We start from the raw sequence: 16041 nt of genomic DNA on the forward strand, positions 1-16041 counted from the left end.
CAGCATGCTCGCGTTAGCTCATGGGTACGACATTTCTATTTGGCTCAAGTACGACATTACTATTTAGCCCTGACACCTAAAAAACACATAATACGCATTATGTTAAATCTAAAATATCATAAATCCGCGCCTGAAGCGCTTTGGCTGAGATCGGCGGAATCCTTGAGGTGTTGCGTTGAGTGAATGGGATTCGGTTAAAGAAAAAGATGGCGCGCCACGGCGCTTTACGCCGTGGGCAATGGCGGCTGACCGAAGCAGCCTCGGATCCTGGTAGTCAGGTTTTGATGTCGAGCTTGGTGATCAGCTGTTTGAAGGTGGCGTTGTCGCGCGCGATCACGTGTTTGAAAGCGCCTTCGTCGAGATAGCCTTCACCCATGTTCTGCTTGGCCATGGTCTCGCGCAAAGCAGACTCCTGCATGGTCTTCTCGATGATGGCGCGCAGCACGGCCACCACTTCCGGCGGCGTGCCCTTGGGCGCCGCTATGCCGCGCCAGCCGTTGATGACCAGGTCCACGTTGCGCTCCTTGAGCGTGGGCACCTTCTCCCAGCCCGCCTTGATGCGCTGCTCCGACATCACCGCGAGCGGGCGGATCTTGCCGGCCGCGACATAGGTAGCCACCTCCACCGGTGTGACCGCCACGGCCTCAATATGGCCGCCCAGCAAGTCCAGCACCGCGGGATTGGCGCCGCGGAACGGCACGTGGTTGAGCTGAATCCTGGCCTTGTCTTCCAGTGCGGCCGCTGACAGGTGCCCGAGGGAACCGGGCCCGGCATTGCCCACGCGGAGCATGCCCGGCTGCTTGCGGGCGGCGGCTAGGAATTCTTCGATCGTCTGGTACGGCGAATCGGCGCGCACGGCAATGGTGGCGGGGTCGGCATTCAGGCGAGCCAGCGGGATCATGTCGTCCGCGGTGAACTTGGCTAGCCCCATATGCGGAATCATCGTCAGCTCGACGGTGATGATGGCGAGCCGGTAGCCGTCCGGCTTGGCGCTGACCAGGTCGGCCCAACCCACCGCGCCGCTGGCGCCGGACTTGTTCAGGACCACGAAGCTCTGCGGCAAATATCTGCGCGCCGCCTCGGCAAAGGCACGCGCCAGTACGTCGGTGCCACCGCCCGCGGCAAACGGCACGATCAGTTCGATCGGATGGGTGGGATACGCCCCGCCCTGGGCAAAGACCGGGCAAGCCGCCACGGCGGACACGGCTGCCATGGCCCGCAGCACGGCGCGGCGTTGAAGTAGCGATGAGGTCATGATGGGCGTCTCTTCGATGAACTTTGCTGGAAATAACGCTCAATCCAGCCGGATGCCGGCCGCCTTGATCACGCCGGACCACAGCTTCTGCTCGCTGCGCGTGAACTGATTGAATTCCTGGGGGGACATCGGCATCGGCTGGATGCCGAGTTCCTCCAGCTTGGCGCGAGTCTCCGGATGCTGCAGCGCTGCGACCAGTTCCTTGCTCAGGCGCGTCACCACCGGCGCCGGCAGCCGCGCCGGGCCGACGAAGCCTTGCCAGGCGTAGGCCTCAAAGCCGGGCAGCCCCGCTTCGGCCATGGTCGGCACATCGGGCAGGATGGCCAGCCGCTGCGGCGTAGCCACAGCCAGCACGCGAATCTTGCCGCTGCGGATCAAGGGCAGGCTGGGCGGCAGGTCGACGAACATCGACTGTACCTGCCCCGCCATCAGGTCCTGCAGCGCGGGCGAAGAACCCTTATAGGGGACATGCAGGATATCGGTCTTGGTGCGCTGCTTGAACAGTTCCAACGCAACATGCAGTGGCGAGCCCGGCCCCGACGATGCGGAGGAAACCTTGCCGGGTGTCTTGCGCGCCAGCGCCAGGAATTCCTTCAGGTCGCGCGCCGGGAAAGCCGGATGCACGGCCAGCACCAGCGGCATGCGCCCCAGCCCGCCGATAAAGGTAAAGTCCTTGTCAGCGTCGTAGCTCAGGGTGGCATACATGGCCGGGTTGAAAGCCAGCGTGCCCGAATCCGCGGTGCCGATGGTGTAGCCGTCAGGCGCGGCGCGCGCGATCGCGGTGGCGCCGATGATGCTGGCGGCGCCTGGGCGGTTTTCCACCACCACCGGCTGGCCCAGGTCCTGTCCCATCTTCACGGCAAGGCCGCGCGCGATTACGTCCGTGGTGCCACCGGGCGCGTAGGGCACGATCCACTTGACCGGCTGGGTGGGGTAGGCCTGCGCGTGCGCGCCGCTGGCGCAGCCAAACGCCAGTGCGGCGCTCGTCAGAATACGGGCGAGTTTGCTCTTCATGTCGATGTCTCCAGTTGTGCCGGGAACTGCGGTGTTCCCTTGTCTTTTCGAATCTGGCCGCGGGTGAGCAGCAGGCGTTCAGCGTGGCACGAGCATCCACTCATGCGCGGGATCGTTCTTGAACGCCCAGCGCCGCTCGGGGCCGGCCATCGTGTTGAGGTAATAAAGGTCGTAGCCGTAAGGCACGGCGCAAGGGTGGTAGCCGCGCGGCACCATCACGGTGTCGCGGTGCTCCACAGCCATCGCCTCGTCCAGGCTGCGGTCGTCGGTGTACACGCGCTGGAAGGCAAATCCCTGTGGCGGATTGAGATGGTGGTAGTACGTTTCCTCCAGCGCTGTCTCGCCCGTGCCCGCGCTGTCGTGCTTGTGCGGCGGGTAGCTGGACGAATGGCCGGAAGGCGTGATCACCTCCACCACCAGCAGCCCTTCGGCCGGTTCGCTCTCGGGCAGGATGTCACAGACATAGCGCGTATTGGCACCCTCCCCCCGTACACTGCGCCGCATCTGGCCAGGCTCGATCACGCGCGCCGGCAAGCGGCCCTGCGCCGGCGCGGTGCTGAGCGCCACCTCGGCCCCGGTGCGCGCGTCGATGCATACGTCGCGGCCCGGGGGCACGTAGACCGCACAGGGAGACTGATCCTCGAACACCGACTGGCGGCTGCCCAGCGCGGAATAGCGCTGGCTCCCGACCAGCACGTCGACCTGGCCGGACAACACCGTAATGCACAACTCGCGCGCGCCGGTGGCAAACGCCTCGGCCTCGCCCGCGTCCAATCGCAGCGCCTTGAAGCCTACGTGCTGCCAGCCCGCCGACCGGGGCGTAATGTCCGCGATCACGCGGCCGGGTTGCGCTTTGACGAGCAGGCTGCGGCCCGCTTGCGCCAGGTTCGCCCCGCTGGCGCCATTCGGGAGTACTTTGGCGTGGGTCTGGGTCATTTGCCCTCCTGCGCAATGGCAACCGCCGCTGCCTGCGCCGTCTGGCGGCTGGCTCGCCAGCCGGCGATCAGGCGGCGGAAATTGGCACCCACCTGTGCCCGGAACGCGGCGTCGTCAATCTCCTTGCCAAGCCAGGCCAGGCTGGCATCGGCCCAGACCGTGCGGCCGATCATGAAACCCTTGACCAGCGGCGAGGTCGCTTGTGCGAAGCTCTCCACCAGTTGCTCAAGCGGCTGGTTCAGGCCAAGGATCACGGCGCCACGGCACCACGGATCGCGCTCCTTCACCAGGGCTTCCAGCGCCTGCCACTGGCGGTTGGCCATCGCGCCCACCTTCCACCATTCCGGCTTCAACCCGATATCGTAGAAATGCCGGATCGCGCCCACCGCGGCCTCGCCCTCGTCGTCGGGCGCCAGGCTGGCCTTGGGCGGAATCACTTCGAGCAGCAGTTCGTGGCCGCTGTGCCGCGTGGCTTCCCACACCACCTGCAATTGCTCGTCCTGCTCCGCACGCAGCGCCACCGGATCGTCCGGATGATAGAAAACGAGGCACTTCACCACCTGCTCGCGCGGCCAGTGCGCGAGATCCGAGGCCAGCGAGCGCGCGCCGTCGAAGCACAGTGGGCGGGAGCCCGGCAACTCGATCGGCCGGCCTAGCCACCAGCCGCGGCCAGTGGCGTCGTGCAGGGCGGACTCGCCTAGGCGGCCATCGATCAGCACGCCAATCTTGCCGCGGCAGCCGGCTTCGGTCTCCACCTCGGCCACCACTTCCGTAATCAGGCGCTTGAGCGCCGGCACGGCGCTGGCGTCGGCGCCCACGGCGCGCGCCATATCCTCGAACTGCGCGCGATGATCGTAGGCCAGGACATACAGCTCCGGCCATTGCGGCCGCTTGACCGATACGCGATGCAGGTGCGCAAGCTGCGTATCCTGGTCCGGACGCGGTTGCCGCTGGCCCGAGAACCAGTGCGCCAGCTCCGCTGGCGTTGGCATGGCCGGCGCGCAGCCGTGCCGGGACACCACGATAGCGCCACAGGCGTTGGCGATGGCGGCAGCCTCGCTCCAGTCCTTGCCGCGCAGCAAGCCGCTCAGCAAGCCAGACGCAAAGGCATCGCCCGCCCCCAGCACGTTCAGCACCTCCACGCGCTCGCCGTACACGGTCAGTGCGTCGTCGATGGCAGCGGGAATCTTGCCCTGCACGATAGAGCATCCCAACGGGCCCCGCTTGACCACCAACGTGGCATCGGTGCACGCGCGCACGCGGTGCAGGCTGGCCATCAGGTCGGCTTCGCCGCCAGCGATCAGCCATTCTTCCTCCGTGCCAATGATCAGCTCGAAAGCACCTAGCTGCGCCTGCAAATGCCGGCTGACCTCAGCGTTGCCAATATAGCGCGTCTCTCCATCGCCCTTGCCTGTCAGGCCCCATAGCACCGGCCGGTAGTCGATATCCAGTACCCGCACCACGCCATGGCGCCCGGCGATATCCAGCGCGCGCCGCGACGCCGCCAGCACGCCCGGCGTGCTCAGGTGCGTGCCCGTGATTACCAGGCTGCGGCAGCGGGCCAGGAAGCCGGCATCGATCGCCTCGGCATCCAGCGCCATGTCGGCGCAGTTTTCGCGGGCGAACAGCAGGGGGAAAGTGTCCTGATCCTTGATACCCAGGAGTACCATCCCGGTCAGGCGCTCGTCGTCAATCTGCACTTGGCTGACGTCGCAGCCTTCCCGGCCAAGCGTATCTAGGAGGAAACGTCCGTTCTGCTCATTGCCGACGCGCGAGATCATCGCCGAGCGCAGGCCCAGCCGGGCCGTGCCGAAAGCGATATTGGCCGAGGAACCGCCGAGGTATTTGGCGAAGGTGCTCGCCGACTCCAGGCCGCAGCCGATCTGTTGGGCATAGAGGTCGACCGCCAGCCGCCCCAGGCAAGCGACATCGATGTCCCGGTTGGCGGGAAAGGAAAGAGAACGCATTCGTGTCCGTCATCTGGTCATGGACTGCCGCTGCGCGACAGGGATCGAGGGAACGTCGAGGGAAAGGTTTCGTGGCCACCCCCTCGGCTTGGATGGAATGATAGCCCAGGAATAGAATTTTTGTTCCTTTTTTATATTTATGAGAAAATATTTTCCAATACATCCCTCCCCTCGCCCCGGCGCGAAGGGCGCCGCCGTGCCCGCTACCCCACACGCCCCAGCATGACCACGAACCTCCCCTACGCCACCGCCGACCAGTTCCTGGCCTCCATGCAGGCCGGCTTCCCGAGCCTGAGCAAGCAACTGAAAACCATCGCCCAATACGTCGAGAAAAACCGCGAGCGCCTCGTCCTCGATGGCGTGCACGACGTAGCCCGCCATTGCGGCGTGCAACCGTCGGCGATCATCCGCTTCGCCAAGCATTTCGGTTTCTCGGGGTTCTCGCAGATGCAGGCGCTGTTCCGCGACAGTGCGGCCCGGCAGCTCGCACCTAACCGGGACTATCAGGATCGGGTTCGGGACCTGATACGGGCCAGTGAAGGGCCGCTCTCCGCCACCGGCATCGCGCAGGAGGTCATCGCCGGAAGCATAGAAAGCCTGGAAGCCCTGCAGCGCGGGGTAGCCGACACCCTGTTCGACGAGGCCGTGGAACTCCTGGTGCAAGCCCCCTCGATCTGGCTGGCGGCGTCGCGCCGCGCCTTCCCGGTGGGGGCCTACCTCGCTTACGCCCTGCAACACACGGGCAAACCGATCCAGTGGCTAAACGGGCTGGGGCAAATGCAGCAGGGGCAACTACGGGCGCTCAAACCGGATGACGTGATGATCGCCGTGTCGTTCGAGCCGTATGCGCAGGAGACGTTGCTGGCTGTGCAGGAAGCGGCCGGACGCGGAGCGCGTGTCCTTGCCATTAGCGATAGTCCGCTTAGTCCTTTGGCGGATCATGCGCGGGTTTTGCTGCCGGTGCAGGATGGGGCTACATTCGGGTTCCGGTCGCTGACTAGTACGCTTTGCCTAGCGCAATCGCTATTCATGGCACTGGCGTATCGGCTGGAGATTGCTTATACGCAGCCGCAGGCGGAAGCGCCGCCGGGGCGCAAGGCGCGCTCGGGGGGGAGATTAGCGTGAGGATCTTGTGCGGCAGTCTTGCATTGAGTGACGGAGCGTGAGCGAAGTGTCGCCTATTTGCCGATCGCCAACCCCTTGGAACTCCACGTATTCGAGACCTATTTGCCTGAACCGCAATAGATGGATTTATCTGAAGCGCACGCCTTGCTCGATCCGGCCCCGCTTGCCCTGGAGACCGGCTATGAACGTCTCGCAAACGGCGTCTTGCACGTGGCCTGCCGCACGGAACTACGCGGCTGTACGGGGGAAATGTTTGAATGGTGGTTCCGCTGTCGCCCAAATACGCAGCAGTACACCTGGTGGCATCCGGCCGACCATGTCTCCAGCGAGTGGGTAGAGGCTCTAGATGGGACACATATCGGGTCAATTCATCTGGTCGAGGAGCATTTCTCCGGATCGCCAGCTCCTTCATTTTGCTGTGCCACAAACCAAGCCGATCATCGATTGATGCGCAGCGTGGGTGAAGTCCTGGGCTGCGCACCAGTTGGCGGCATAGTGCCTAGAGTATGCATATAGCGGGGATGTTGACAAGGAAGCGGTCTTTGATAAGGCCGCTGCAGCGACGGACGAAATCGGCAAGGAGGCCGGCATCGTCGTTACTAAATTTGCAGACAGGCAGGCTTGCAGGCAGCGGCTTGCTGCTTTACCTATAGCGCCGCTGCGCAAGATCTTGCACGCCCGACATCCGGTGGATATGAAATAGCGGCCCTATTATGTCGACTGGTCCGGGAGCCGCGGCAAGAAGCGGTCGTGCTTGATTTCGCCTCCCCGGGCAACCAAGATGGTCGCCTCGGGAATCTCCTCCCACACTCCTTGCACGTCGATCAGTGGCTCGGACAGCACCAGGAATGCATCGTCGCCGGCGGCGATGATGCGCGGGTCGTCCGGGTAGAGCGCGCGTAACTGCCTGAACGAGGTGCTGTGGAAGAGCGAGCGCGAGTCCGCCTCGCTCGAATAGCGCGCCGCCACGATCTGCTGGCCGTCGGTCACGCAGACGGTCATGTTGAGCGGAAACTGCACGTTGTGGCAGTGGCCGACGTCCTCGATCAGCCCCGCCATCTGCTCCAGCGCGCTGCGCGGATCGCGCTCTAGGCCGAAAGTCAGGGCCAGGAAGAACATCACTTCGGAATCGGTCGATCCCTCGATCCAGCGGAACAGGTGCGGCGCCACGGCCATCATCAGGTCGCGCCGCACGACGGGGTATTCGCGGATCAGGCCGTTATGGACGAACAGCCAGCGGCCGAAGCGGAACGGATGGCAGTTGGTCTCCTGCGTCGGCGTGCCGGTGGCCGCCCGCACGTGGGCGACGAACAGCGGCGCCCGCACCGCCCGTGCCGTTTCGCGCAGGTTGGTGTCGCTCCACGCCGGGTGCAAGCAGCGGTAGCGGAACGGCACTTCCGAGTGACGTCCATACCAGCCGACGCCGAACCCGTCGCCGTTGGTGGTGGTATGACCCAGCCGCGAATTCAAGCTCTGGTCGATCAGCGAGTGTTCCTGCTGGAACAGCACGGTTTCCAGCGGAACGGATTTGCCCGAGTAGGCCAGCCAGCGGCACATTATGCTCCTCCTCGACAAGTGCAGTCCGGCGCCTTCCGGCCCACCTCTCAGTTGTAGGACGGTGACGCGCGAACGGCAAAGCGCCCCGAGGGTCGTGTTGCGTTGCGTGAGGAAAAGTGTGGGGGAAAAGAGATCCTTTTTGATTTCACCGCAATTTACGGGGGCAGCTGCCCCTTAGCATCCTCCTTGCGCAAGCGCGATCTCGCGCGCACGGGCCAGCTTGGGGGATGGCGTCGGCGGCACATCGGTCATCCGGGCGGATTCAACGAGTTGCGTATTGCGCGCGTATTTCACTTTCGTCTCCCTGGCCGGGGTGTGCATCCGGCGGCGGTCTCACTAGCGCCTCAACTTCTTGTAGGTGCCGACCAGTTCCGCCTGTGCCAGCACATGCCCGTGCATGGCCCGCTCCAGCGCCGCCTTGTTGGGCTTGCCCAGGTCCGGCAGCACCACATCGAGCGCATAGAGCTTGTGGAAGTAGCGATGACGGCCAATTGGCGGGCAGGGCCCGCCGTAGCCAGTGCGATGCCAGTCGTTGTGGCCCTCGCGGGTGCCCGCCGGCAGGCCGGCCGGCGCCACGCCTTCGGCCAGCGCCCCCGGCTCGGGCGGAAGGTTGTACAGCACCCAGTGCACCCACGTCATGCTCGGCGCGGCCGGATCAGGCGCGTCGGGATCGTCGACGACTAGGGCCAGGCTGCGCGTGCCGGGCGGCATGCCTGTCCATGCCAGCGGCGGCGACATATCGGCGCCTTCGCAGGTCAGCTTACCGGGAATCTCGCCGCCATGGGCGAACGCCGTGGAGGTCAGGGTGAGGGGCATGACTGTCCTCGTCTGAGCATGAAGTGCCGGTGCGAATACACTGGTCCACGTCAGCAGCAGCGAAAGAAAAACATATGGCACAGCATCGTGCTCCGCCATCGATGCGTCACATTTTCACGGCGCCAGCCTCGAATCCGCTTGTGATGCTGGCGCGGTACACGCGGCCGGGAGCCCGGCCGCCCGCTCCAACTTAGTGCGGATTTCGGGGCGATGCAAGCGCGAGCGGCGCGTGCGGCCAGTGAACTATGACGGGAATCGGGGTCGCTTTGTGCCTGACGCAGGCGCCCCGCCCTAGCCACGCTTTCAGCCGGTCGAGCGTCTCGGTGGATTCCGCCTCGATACACCGGTGCAGCATCAGCTGGCTCCGCATGGCGAAGACCAGGGGCGGCCTGCCGTCCTGCCGCGGGCGCCCTAGTCGACCCCCGCTTTGACGCGGTCTCCGTATTCGGGATCTCTAGGCCGTGAGTACCCAGTACTCCGAGAAGGCGCTGTCGGATCTCACGTTCCTCGTGGGCGCGATCAACAACCGGAACCGGCTGAGTGTGGCGTTCCGCATGGTGCCCGGTTCGTCTGACAAGGCATTAGGAACAGGCAGATGCCATTCAGGGCAGTTGTGAGCTTTGGATCGGTCATCGATGTCTCCTCTGGATTATGGTTATCGCTTGCATGGTCATCCGCACAGGCGGAGGCGATCCAAGCGCCCTCAATTTAGGGGAGACGGGCCACATGAAATGTACGACCTGGCGTGCTTCAGCAAACGGTGAGCCGCCCTGGCGGCGTTCCCGGCGTGGTGGCCATGGCCACCGACCGCAATGCGAACTTCTACGAGGGGGCTGCCGGCGTGCGCCGGCTTGGTGGTGACGACCCGATAGCGCTGCATTTCGCGAATACCGGGACTGCACCCCGATGCAGGCACTGATGGAACAGCGCTTGCAGGGAGTCTGGGCCGAGTTGCTGGTCGCTGCCAGGGGTGCCACAGTCCGGTCGATTGTCGAAACATGGGGATTTGCAAATCTCGGCTTGTTTGCGGCGAGGCATCGCCAGCGGTTCGGGGAGTTTCCGTCGAGAACGCTCGGTCTGGCGAGACACTAGCTCGGATATCTCACGCAGCAGTGCATATGTCGGCGAAACCGTAGATTCCCGCGCTGAATCTGGTGTCTAGACAGTTCACCGTGGGGATTTCGCCGATGCCAAATTGTGCCGGATGCGGAGGGCAATTTTCCCAAGCTGTAACGATGTGAGATCGACGTTTGCTTTGACGATGGCCGGCCAAGAAAACCTCAAAAAATCAGCAACTTACGTATGAGCGCCCGCGTCGCTGCTGGGCATATCCTGGCACAAGCCCTTGACGATCTGATTGCTTGTCTGCCGCAGGAAAGCTCGCGTTGCACTGCACAAGAAAATTGCCACATTTTCAGAACACACACCATCAAAAATGGCATTCTTTGCCATAATAACGACCGTTTCTGACCAGTTCCAGCAAGGAGCCCGTCAATTGTCTGTCAGCCGTAAGGCACTTTTTGTGAATGGTTCATGGAAGAACAAATCACCGTCTACGCGTTCCCGGTATTCCTGCTCTTGATGCTGGCGGAGCTGGGTTACGGCCTGGTCGTCGGCCGCAATACCTATCGCCTAAGTGATGCCCTCAGCAACCTGAGTCAGGGCTTGTTAAGCCAGCTGGTGGCCAGTGTCAGCCAGCTCTTTCAGATCGGCCTGTATATCTTGACGTGGCGCCGGGTGGCACTGTTTCCCCATGCCGGCCTGTGGGGCAGTGTCTGGGGCTGGCTGCTGGCGATCGTGATGTTCGATTTCTGCGACTACTGGCTACATCGGGTCGGGCATGAAAGTGCGGTGTTCTGGGCCGCCCATGCCGTGCATCACCAGAGCCAGGATTTCAATCTGTCCACCGCGCTGCGGCAGGAGAGTACCGTTGCCTTCTTGGGATGGCCGTTTTACTTGCCGATGGCGCTGGCTGGCGTTGCCCCCCAGCAGTTTGCGCTGGCCGGCCTCATTGTGCTGCTCTACCAGTTCTGGATCCACACCGAGCACATCGGCAAGCTGGGCTGGTTTGACCGGGTGTTTTCCTCGCCGTCCAACCATCGTGTGCATCATGCGGTAAACGACCAGTACCTGGACAAGAACTACGGCGGGATGCTGATCATCTGGGATCGGCTGTTCGGCACTTTTGCCGAGGAGGATGAGAAGCCGGTGTATGGTACTCGCAACCCGCTCAACAGCTGGAGTCCGCTATGGGCGGTGGCTTCCGGCTATATGCCGCTGTGGCAGCTGGCGCGCCGTGCGCCACGCTGGCAGGACAAGCTCAAGGTGTGGTTCAAGGCGCCGGGCTGGCTGCCACCCGGCGTGAGCGATGATAATGCGCCCTTTGACCTGCAGCGTGCACGCCAGCGCTTCGATCCGCCGCTGGCGGCTGGTGCCGCGCCCGTGGCCCTGCTGCAGTTCGCGCTGCTGATGATGGCAGGTGCCGGCTATCTGTGGCAAAGCGCTGAGCTGGGGAGCGGCCTGCTGTGGGGGCTGGCACTGTTGCTGATTGCCGGTCTGGCCGGTCTGGGCGCCCTGCTGCAAGGGAAGATGCGACCACGCAACCTGCTGGGGCTGGATGTGCTGCTGTTGCTGCTGGCCGGATTTCTGTTGCGCTGACTGGCACCCAGTCGCCAAGTGGCAAAATGGCTGGGCAGGCCATGGCTCTGCCTATGACCACCGCCATGCGTTGGCATCCAGCTTGCCGAGTTCGGCATCGATCGAAGACATCAGCTGGCCCTTCCTTGCACCGCCGGCCCAATGCGGTCAGCGACCGCATTGGCCATCGCTTCAGCCTCAGTGCCGCCCAGGCTCCGAAGTCCGTACACGACACCGTCTCGATCGGCCTGTGTGCGATTCTGACTCACCTTCCACTTTCCGCGTAGTGAACTCAGCTTGATCTCGATACCGACGATCGCGCGCAGGGTCGCGTCAATGAAATCTCCAGGAGCATCGCTCACCGCCCATGGTACCGGGCGCGCAGCCTCATGGCGCTCGCTAAGACGTGTGACGAAGGCGCGCAACCAGTGCGCATCCGCGACAGCGCGTAGCCTGCCGCGCCCCTGCACCATGATGTAGTTCCAGGTCGGTACGACTTTGCCGGTGGCTGCCTTGCTCGGGTACATTGATGGCGAGATATAAGTTTGCGGGCCTTGGAACACAACGAGCGAGTCCACATCGGTGCGCGATTCTCTCCACAACGGATTTGAGCGCGCAACATGCGCGCGAAGGATGCCCGGGCCGCCCTCCGGGTCTGCTTCGAGCAAAAACGGGATGGTATTTGCGACCATCTCGCCAGCCGGGTCCTGCGTGACCAGCAGGCCCAGGGAATGCATGCTGATCAGATCGTGCAACAACTCGGGGCGGGTTTCTTCAAAGTGAGCAGGTAGGTACATGGGACGCCCTTTCGTAAAATGGTTCCCTATTCTAAGATCGCGCCATTCACAATAAGGAACCATTTCATGGCGATGCGAGGAGCCGTTCAGGGTCAATTGCGCCAGCAGGTCTATCTACGCCTGCGTGACGGCATCGAGACTGGAGTCTTCGCGGCTGGCGCCCGCCTGCCACCCTCGCGCGAGCATGCACGTGTATTGGGAGTGTCACGCAACACGGTGCTCTGGGCAGTAGAGCGCCTGCAGTCGGAGGGCTACTTGGTCGCTCGGGTTGGCGATGGCACCTATGTGGCAAAGCATAGTCCTCCGGTTCGTAGCACGTCGCGCGGGCCGAAGGTTGTCGCGCACCAGTTGTTGTCGCAGCGCGGTCGCTTGATTGCCGAGACCGGTTCGCGCTGGAACCCCGCCACGGGCGAGGCATTGCCCTTTCGTCTTGGTCGCCCAGCGCTAGAAGAGTTTCCGTTCGCCCTATGGCATCGATTGGAGCGAAAAACATCGATCGCCACTCGCGTCGTTGGCGCCGGTTATGCCGAGGCTGGCGGCCATCCACTATTGCGCGCCGCGATCGCGCAATGGCTATTGGTGTCCCGCGGTATCCGCTGCGATGCAGGGCAAGTGCTGATCACCGCCGGCTCGCAGCAGGCATTGGACCTAGTTGCGCGACTGCTGCTCGACGTTGGCGACGAAGTGCTGGTCGAAGATCCGGGCTATCCAGGTATCCGCGCCAACTTAATCGCGCATGGGGCGCTGGTGCGGCCAGTTCCAGTCGATGCGCAAGGACTGTGCATCGCGCAGGGCGCCGCGCTTCATCCGAGGGCAAAGCTTGCCGTTGTAACGCCAACGCATCAATTCCCCCTCGGCGTACCCATGAGCCTAGCTCGCCGCAGTACCCTGATCGAGTGGGCCCAAGCGAATCGAGCATGGATTGTTGAGGATGACTATGACGGCGAATTCCAGTACGGCGCCCAGCGGATTCCCGCGCTCTGCAGCATGGCGCACGACGCGCGCGTACTGCATGTAGGCACGTTTTCGAAGTCACTGGGTGCGGGGCTTCGATTAGGGTTCATCGTACTGCCCGATGAGCTAGTCGATGCGTTCACGCGCGCGCGGGCGTTGAGTGATCGCCATTCGCCCGGCGCTGTGCAGGATGTACTCGCGCGATTCATCGCCGAGGGTCATCTGCTACGCCACCTACGGCGCATGCGAGAGTTGTACCTGGGGCGTCAGGCCGCGATGATTTACCACCTCACGCGTGCCACCAACGGCGTGATTGCGCTTGAACCTAGCTTACAAGGCATGCATCTCGCTCTCGAAGTAGGCGGACAAATCCGGGACACTGATTTGGTCCGACGAGCGCAAGAAGCCGGCGTGCAACTCGCGCCGATTTCGAGCTATTGCATCGAGGCAAAACGCCGCGGTTGGTTGTTCGGGTACGCGGGCTACGACGAGGCCGCGCTCGCTCGTGCAGCTCGCGCGCTGGGGAAACAATTGGGATAATTTGGAAGTACTCAAGGTGCATTCCCTCGAGACCGCGTCATAGGTCATCCTCTCAGGACACCCTGGCGCCGCCCGCTCCGGTCATGGGCGATGCGCCTTGGCATGCCCTGCAGGGATTGGATATGGTCAGCACGGGCCTGGTGCGCTAACACCGGGTCCGGGCGTCTTCCATTTCTTACCGGGTCTCTGCGCGTCCTCCGCCGGTCTGGTCTGAATCAGTGGATGCGGCGGCGACCTACGAGGGCGATCAAGCCGCCAGCAAGGAGTAGCGCCGCCTCGAAGAGACTAAACGCGCCACCGCCGCCCCCTTCCCCACTTGAGTTGCTACCACTACTTGTGCTGGCAGGTACCGCTGCCGACAGCAGCACACTGGTGCCGGCCGACAGTCCTGAAGCGTTGTCAGTCACGGTCAGGCCGAACTGGTAGTCGCCAGCCACCGTGGGGGTGAACGAGGCGATCGCCGCGTTGGCATTCAGCAACGTAACCCTCGGGCCGCTAAGCTGGGTCCAGGCATACGAGACGTTGGCGCTGCTGGACTGGCTGCCATCAAGCGCCACCGTCGTGCCAGTACTCACCGACTTCGGCGCAATCGCCGACGCGTTGGGAACAATGGCCTGCGCTGCCAGGGTAACGGCCCCGAATGCGTCGAGCATGCCGGCACCGCAAATCCACGTGTTGCAGCTTGAGTCTACGAAGGGCTGGGCACTCTTGCGCAGCAGTTGGCGTACTGCGGTTGACGTCAGTGCCGGCCGCAGCGCAAGCATCAATGCCGCAACGCCAGCAACCTGTGGAACGGCGTTGCTCGTGCCGATCCCAACCGAGTTATAAGCGGGAAAGTCATCGTTATCATAGGACGTGGCGCCGATGGCCCTCAACGACCAGCCATAGACTGGATCAGGCTGCGCTACCAAGCCGCCACCTCCCGGTGCAGCAACCGCAATTGCCGGGCCAAAATTGCTATACGAACCGAGAGCGCCGGTGTACGTCAATCCGGCAACGGCAATCGCGCCATGACAAGTAGCGGGCGTCGTTACCGGGCCACTTTCGTTACCAGCTGCCACCACCACCACGGCTCCCTTGGCGCTTGCATCTGCAATGGCCGCCTGCGTTACCGCGTCGCACTTCGAGACCCCAGCAGCGCCAAGACTCATGCTGATGACCCGAGCTGGGTTCGGGTTGGCAGGAACACCAGGTACGCTGGAACCTGCGGCCCATCGAATAGCGTCTGCGACGTCGAAGCTGCTCGCCTGGCATTCATCCATGACCTTTACCGGCAGAATCGACGCATTCGGGGCGACCCCCGCGATGCCCAATCCGTTGTTGGTTGCTGCCGCAGCAATGCCTGCCATGTTGGTACCGTGATAGACCATCGCTGGCGCGCTGCCGTTCTGCTGGGCAGCGTTGGCGCATTTCGCTCCAAAGACCGGCGGCTGCGTATCGGTGCCACGGCCAGTACGCGTGATGAAGCTGTAGCCTGGGAGCATCTTGCCCTGTAAGTCGGGATGGATTGCGCTCACGCCGTTGTCGACAATGGCGATCACGATGCCATCGCCCTTGCTGCTCGACCAGGCATTCACCGCGTTGATCGCACCCTTGGCATTGCCCGGGATCGCCGGGTCATGCAGGTTCCATTGGTTAGGGGCCAGGTTTGGATCGTTCGGAATCCAGCCGCCGTTCAGCGTGTTCGTCCGATGGTGGGTTTCCGCTTCAACCCAATCCACGCCGCGGATCGTCCGCAGGGCATCCAGGATGCGAGCGCGCTCCTGGTCATTGATGTTGTCCGGCAGCGAAATCACCCAGGCGTTCCCGGACATCAGGCGAACCATTTTGAGGTCCGCCCCGGTGGCGCTGCGGAAGGTCTGGATGACGGCCTCCGCATTGGAAGCGCCGTCGAACTTGACGGCCACCTGTTCGCCGGCCTGGGCCGCCCCAGCGAGCAACAGCGCTGCGCAAACACCAACCAACCATTTCTTCTTCACATTCTTCCTCCAATTTTCGCAACCTCCGAAAACAGAGCGCCAGGTAGGAAGCGGTGTCCGCGTGAGTTGCTACGGCGATTTGAAAACGACGAACCAGGTAGGATCTTGGGCCGACTTCTATACAGCGCGTGAATTCTCGCGGCTAACGTAGCCGCCTGCCTATTCGTAAAATTACAAGTGTTGTCTGAACATAAAAATCCGACTTTTCTCACAAAAAATAGGACTAGTCCGATTCCATCATCTCGATCATTCTGCTAGGTTCGCCATTGAGGACCATCTGCGAAAACCACCTGGAAACGTGATGGATAGACAAACCACACAGGCATGGAGAACCTGTATGTTCAGATATCTCTTGTAGACATATCCGACCTTGACCTTGCGGCGAGTCGTGATTTCCGTGCCAAGGATGATCTGCAGGGAGCATGGAGAGCGTTAGATGCATTGCTCCATGAGGTGCGAATTCC

Annotated in this window: 14 protein-coding genes and 1 pseudogene; 7 read left to right on the plus strand and 8 right to left on the minus strand. The window is 62.9% G+C overall.

The genetic code is table 11. From position 1 onward, the window contains the following. Positions 1–274: 274 nt before the first annotated feature. The 4 genes from AC1Q7Q_RS39480 to AC1Q7Q_RS39495 all read right to left on the minus strand — a co-directional run bounded on the left by AC1Q7Q_RS39480 (position 275) and on the right by AC1Q7Q_RS39495 (position 5172). Entirely contained in the window at positions 275–1255 is a 981-nt protein-coding gene (locus AC1Q7Q_RS39480; RefSeq protein ID WP_492376798.1) for a tripartite tricarboxylate transporter substrate binding protein, read from the minus strand. 39 nt (positions 1256–1294) lie between these two features. Beyond that, positions 1295–2269: a Bug family tripartite tricarboxylate transporter substrate binding protein gene (locus AC1Q7Q_RS39485; RefSeq protein WP_492376797.1), complete on the minus strand. Its 975-nt coding sequence runs from the start codon at positions 2267–2269 to the stop codon at positions 1295–1297. 78 nt (positions 2270–2347) lie between these two features. Beyond that, positions 2348–3205, minus strand: coding sequence for a 5-deoxy-glucuronate isomerase (gene iolB / locus AC1Q7Q_RS39490; protein WP_492376796.1), 858 nt, complete (start codon positions 3203–3205; stop codon positions 2348–2350). Next, a complete protein-coding gene (locus AC1Q7Q_RS39495; protein WP_492376795.1) occupies positions 3202–5172 on the minus strand; it encodes a bifunctional 5-dehydro-2-deoxygluconokinase/5-dehydro-2-deoxyphosphogluconate aldolase in 1971 nt (656 codons plus the stop codon). Before AC1Q7Q_RS39495 ends, iolB begins: the two co-directional genes overlap by 4 nt. Before the next feature lie 222 nt (positions 5173–5394). Between AC1Q7Q_RS39495 and AC1Q7Q_RS39500 the strand changes: the two genes are divergently transcribed. Both AC1Q7Q_RS39500 and AC1Q7Q_RS39505 read left to right on the plus strand, forming a co-directional pair. Beyond that, positions 5395–6297, plus strand: a complete 903-nt coding sequence (locus AC1Q7Q_RS39500; RefSeq protein WP_492376027.1) for a MurR/RpiR family transcriptional regulator — start codon at positions 5395–5397, stop codon at positions 6295–6297. A 120-nt stretch (positions 6298–6417) separates the two neighbouring features. Further along, positions 6418–6813, plus strand: a complete 396-nt coding sequence (locus AC1Q7Q_RS39505) for a DAPG hydrolase family protein (protein ID WP_492376028.1) — start codon at positions 6418–6420, stop codon at positions 6811–6813. A 195-nt stretch (positions 6814–7008) separates the two neighbouring features. Here AC1Q7Q_RS39505 and AC1Q7Q_RS39510 read toward each other — a convergent pair whose 3' ends face one another. Continuing rightward, the gene (locus AC1Q7Q_RS39510; protein ID WP_492376029.1) at positions 7009–7854 is read right to left on the minus strand and encodes a class II glutamine amidotransferase; all 846 of its coding nucleotides are present in this window, start codon (positions 7852–7854) and stop codon (positions 7009–7011) included. A gap of 336 nt (positions 7855–8190) precedes the next feature. After that, positions 8191–8670 (minus strand): YbhB/YbcL family Raf kinase inhibitor-like protein, encoded by a 480-nt coding sequence (locus AC1Q7Q_RS39515; protein WP_492376030.1) that lies wholly within the window; start codon positions 8668–8670, stop codon positions 8191–8193. Positions 8671–9131: 461 nt separating this feature from the next. On the opposite strand from AC1Q7Q_RS39515, the pseudogene AC1Q7Q_RS39520 reads away from it, so the two are divergent. The 4 genes and pseudogenes from AC1Q7Q_RS39520 to AC1Q7Q_RS39535 form a co-directional block, all read left to right on the plus strand. Next, positions 9132–9287: pseudogene (locus AC1Q7Q_RS39520) on the plus strand (carboxymuconolactone decarboxylase family protein); the annotation flags it as partial. A 301-nt stretch (positions 9288–9588) separates the two neighbouring features. Further along, positions 9589–9762, plus strand: coding sequence for a hypothetical protein (locus tag AC1Q7Q_RS39525; protein ID WP_492376050.1), 174 nt, complete (start codon positions 9589–9591; stop codon positions 9760–9762). 210 nt (positions 9763–9972) lie between these two features. After that, positions 9973–10140 (plus strand): hypothetical protein, encoded by a 168-nt coding sequence (locus AC1Q7Q_RS39530; protein WP_492376031.1) that lies wholly within the window; start codon positions 9973–9975, stop codon positions 10138–10140. A gap of 63 nt (positions 10141–10203) precedes the next feature. Beyond that, positions 10204–11328 carry a sterol desaturase family protein gene (locus tag AC1Q7Q_RS39535; protein ID WP_492376032.1) on the plus strand — a complete coding sequence of 375 codons (1125 nt, stop codon included), beginning with the start codon at positions 10204–10206 and terminating at the stop codon, positions 11326–11328. 110 nt (positions 11329–11438) lie between these two features. Here AC1Q7Q_RS39535 and AC1Q7Q_RS39540 read toward each other — a convergent pair whose 3' ends face one another. Beyond that, the gene (locus AC1Q7Q_RS39540; RefSeq protein WP_492376033.1) at positions 11439–12104 is read right to left on the minus strand and encodes an FMN-binding negative transcriptional regulator; all 666 of its coding nucleotides are present in this window, start codon (positions 12102–12104) and stop codon (positions 11439–11441) included. A gap of 66 nt (positions 12105–12170) precedes the next feature. Between AC1Q7Q_RS39540 and pdxR the strand changes: the two genes are divergently transcribed. Beyond that, on the plus strand, positions 12171–13598 hold the full coding sequence (gene pdxR / locus AC1Q7Q_RS39545; RefSeq protein ID WP_492376034.1) for a MocR-like pyridoxine biosynthesis transcription factor PdxR: 1428 nt from the start codon (positions 12171–12173) through the stop codon (positions 13596–13598). A 215-nt stretch (positions 13599–13813) separates the two neighbouring features. On the opposite strand, the gene AC1Q7Q_RS39550 is transcribed toward pdxR, so the two are convergent. Beyond that, on the minus strand, positions 13814–15577 hold the full coding sequence (locus AC1Q7Q_RS39550; RefSeq protein ID WP_492376035.1) for a S8 family serine peptidase: 1764 nt from the start codon (positions 15575–15577) through the stop codon (positions 13814–13816). Positions 15578–16041 lie beyond the last annotated feature (464 nt).

The sequence above is a fragment of the Cupriavidus sp. GW823-FHT07A04 genome (assembly GCF_058794615.1).

Coding starts and splice junctions, on each gene's coding strand:
- AC1Q7Q_RS39480 (WP_492376798.1), bottom strand. CDS start 1,255: ATGACCTCATCGCTACTTCAACGCCGCGCCGTGCTGCGGGCCATGGCA.
- AC1Q7Q_RS39485 (WP_492376797.1), bottom strand. CDS start 2,269: ATGAAGAGCAAACTCGCCCGTATTCTGACGAGCGCCGCACTGGCGTTT.
- iolB (WP_492376796.1), bottom strand. CDS start 3,205: ATGACCCAGACCCACGCCAAAGTACTCCCGAATGGCGCCAGCGGGGCG.
- AC1Q7Q_RS39495 (WP_492376795.1), bottom strand. CDS start 5,172: ATGCGTTCTCTTTCCTTTCCCGCCAACCGGGACATCGATGTCGCTTGC.
- AC1Q7Q_RS39500 (WP_492376027.1), top strand. CDS start 5,395: ATGACCACGAACCTCCCCTACGCCACCGCCGACCAGTTCCTGGCCTCC.
- AC1Q7Q_RS39505 (WP_492376028.1), top strand. CDS start 6,418: ATGGATTTATCTGAAGCGCACGCCTTGCTCGATCCGGCCCCGCTTGCC.
- AC1Q7Q_RS39510 (WP_492376029.1), bottom strand. CDS start 7,854: ATGTGCCGCTGGCTGGCCTACTCGGGCAAATCCGTTCCGCTGGAAACC.
- AC1Q7Q_RS39515 (WP_492376030.1), bottom strand. CDS start 8,670: ATGCCCCTCACCCTGACCTCCACGGCGTTCGCCCATGGCGGCGAGATT.
- AC1Q7Q_RS39525 (WP_492376050.1), top strand. CDS start 9,589: ATGGAACAGCGCTTGCAGGGAGTCTGGGCCGAGTTGCTGGTCGCTGCC.
- AC1Q7Q_RS39530 (WP_492376031.1), top strand. CDS start 9,973: ATGAGCGCCCGCGTCGCTGCTGGGCATATCCTGGCACAAGCCCTTGAC.
- AC1Q7Q_RS39535 (WP_492376032.1), top strand. CDS start 10,204: ATGGAAGAACAAATCACCGTCTACGCGTTCCCGGTATTCCTGCTCTTG.
- AC1Q7Q_RS39540 (WP_492376033.1), bottom strand. CDS start 12,104: ATGTACCTACCTGCTCACTTTGAAGAAACCCGCCCCGAGTTGTTGCAC.
- pdxR (WP_492376034.1), top strand. CDS start 12,171: ATGGCGATGCGAGGAGCCGTTCAGGGTCAATTGCGCCAGCAGGTCTAT.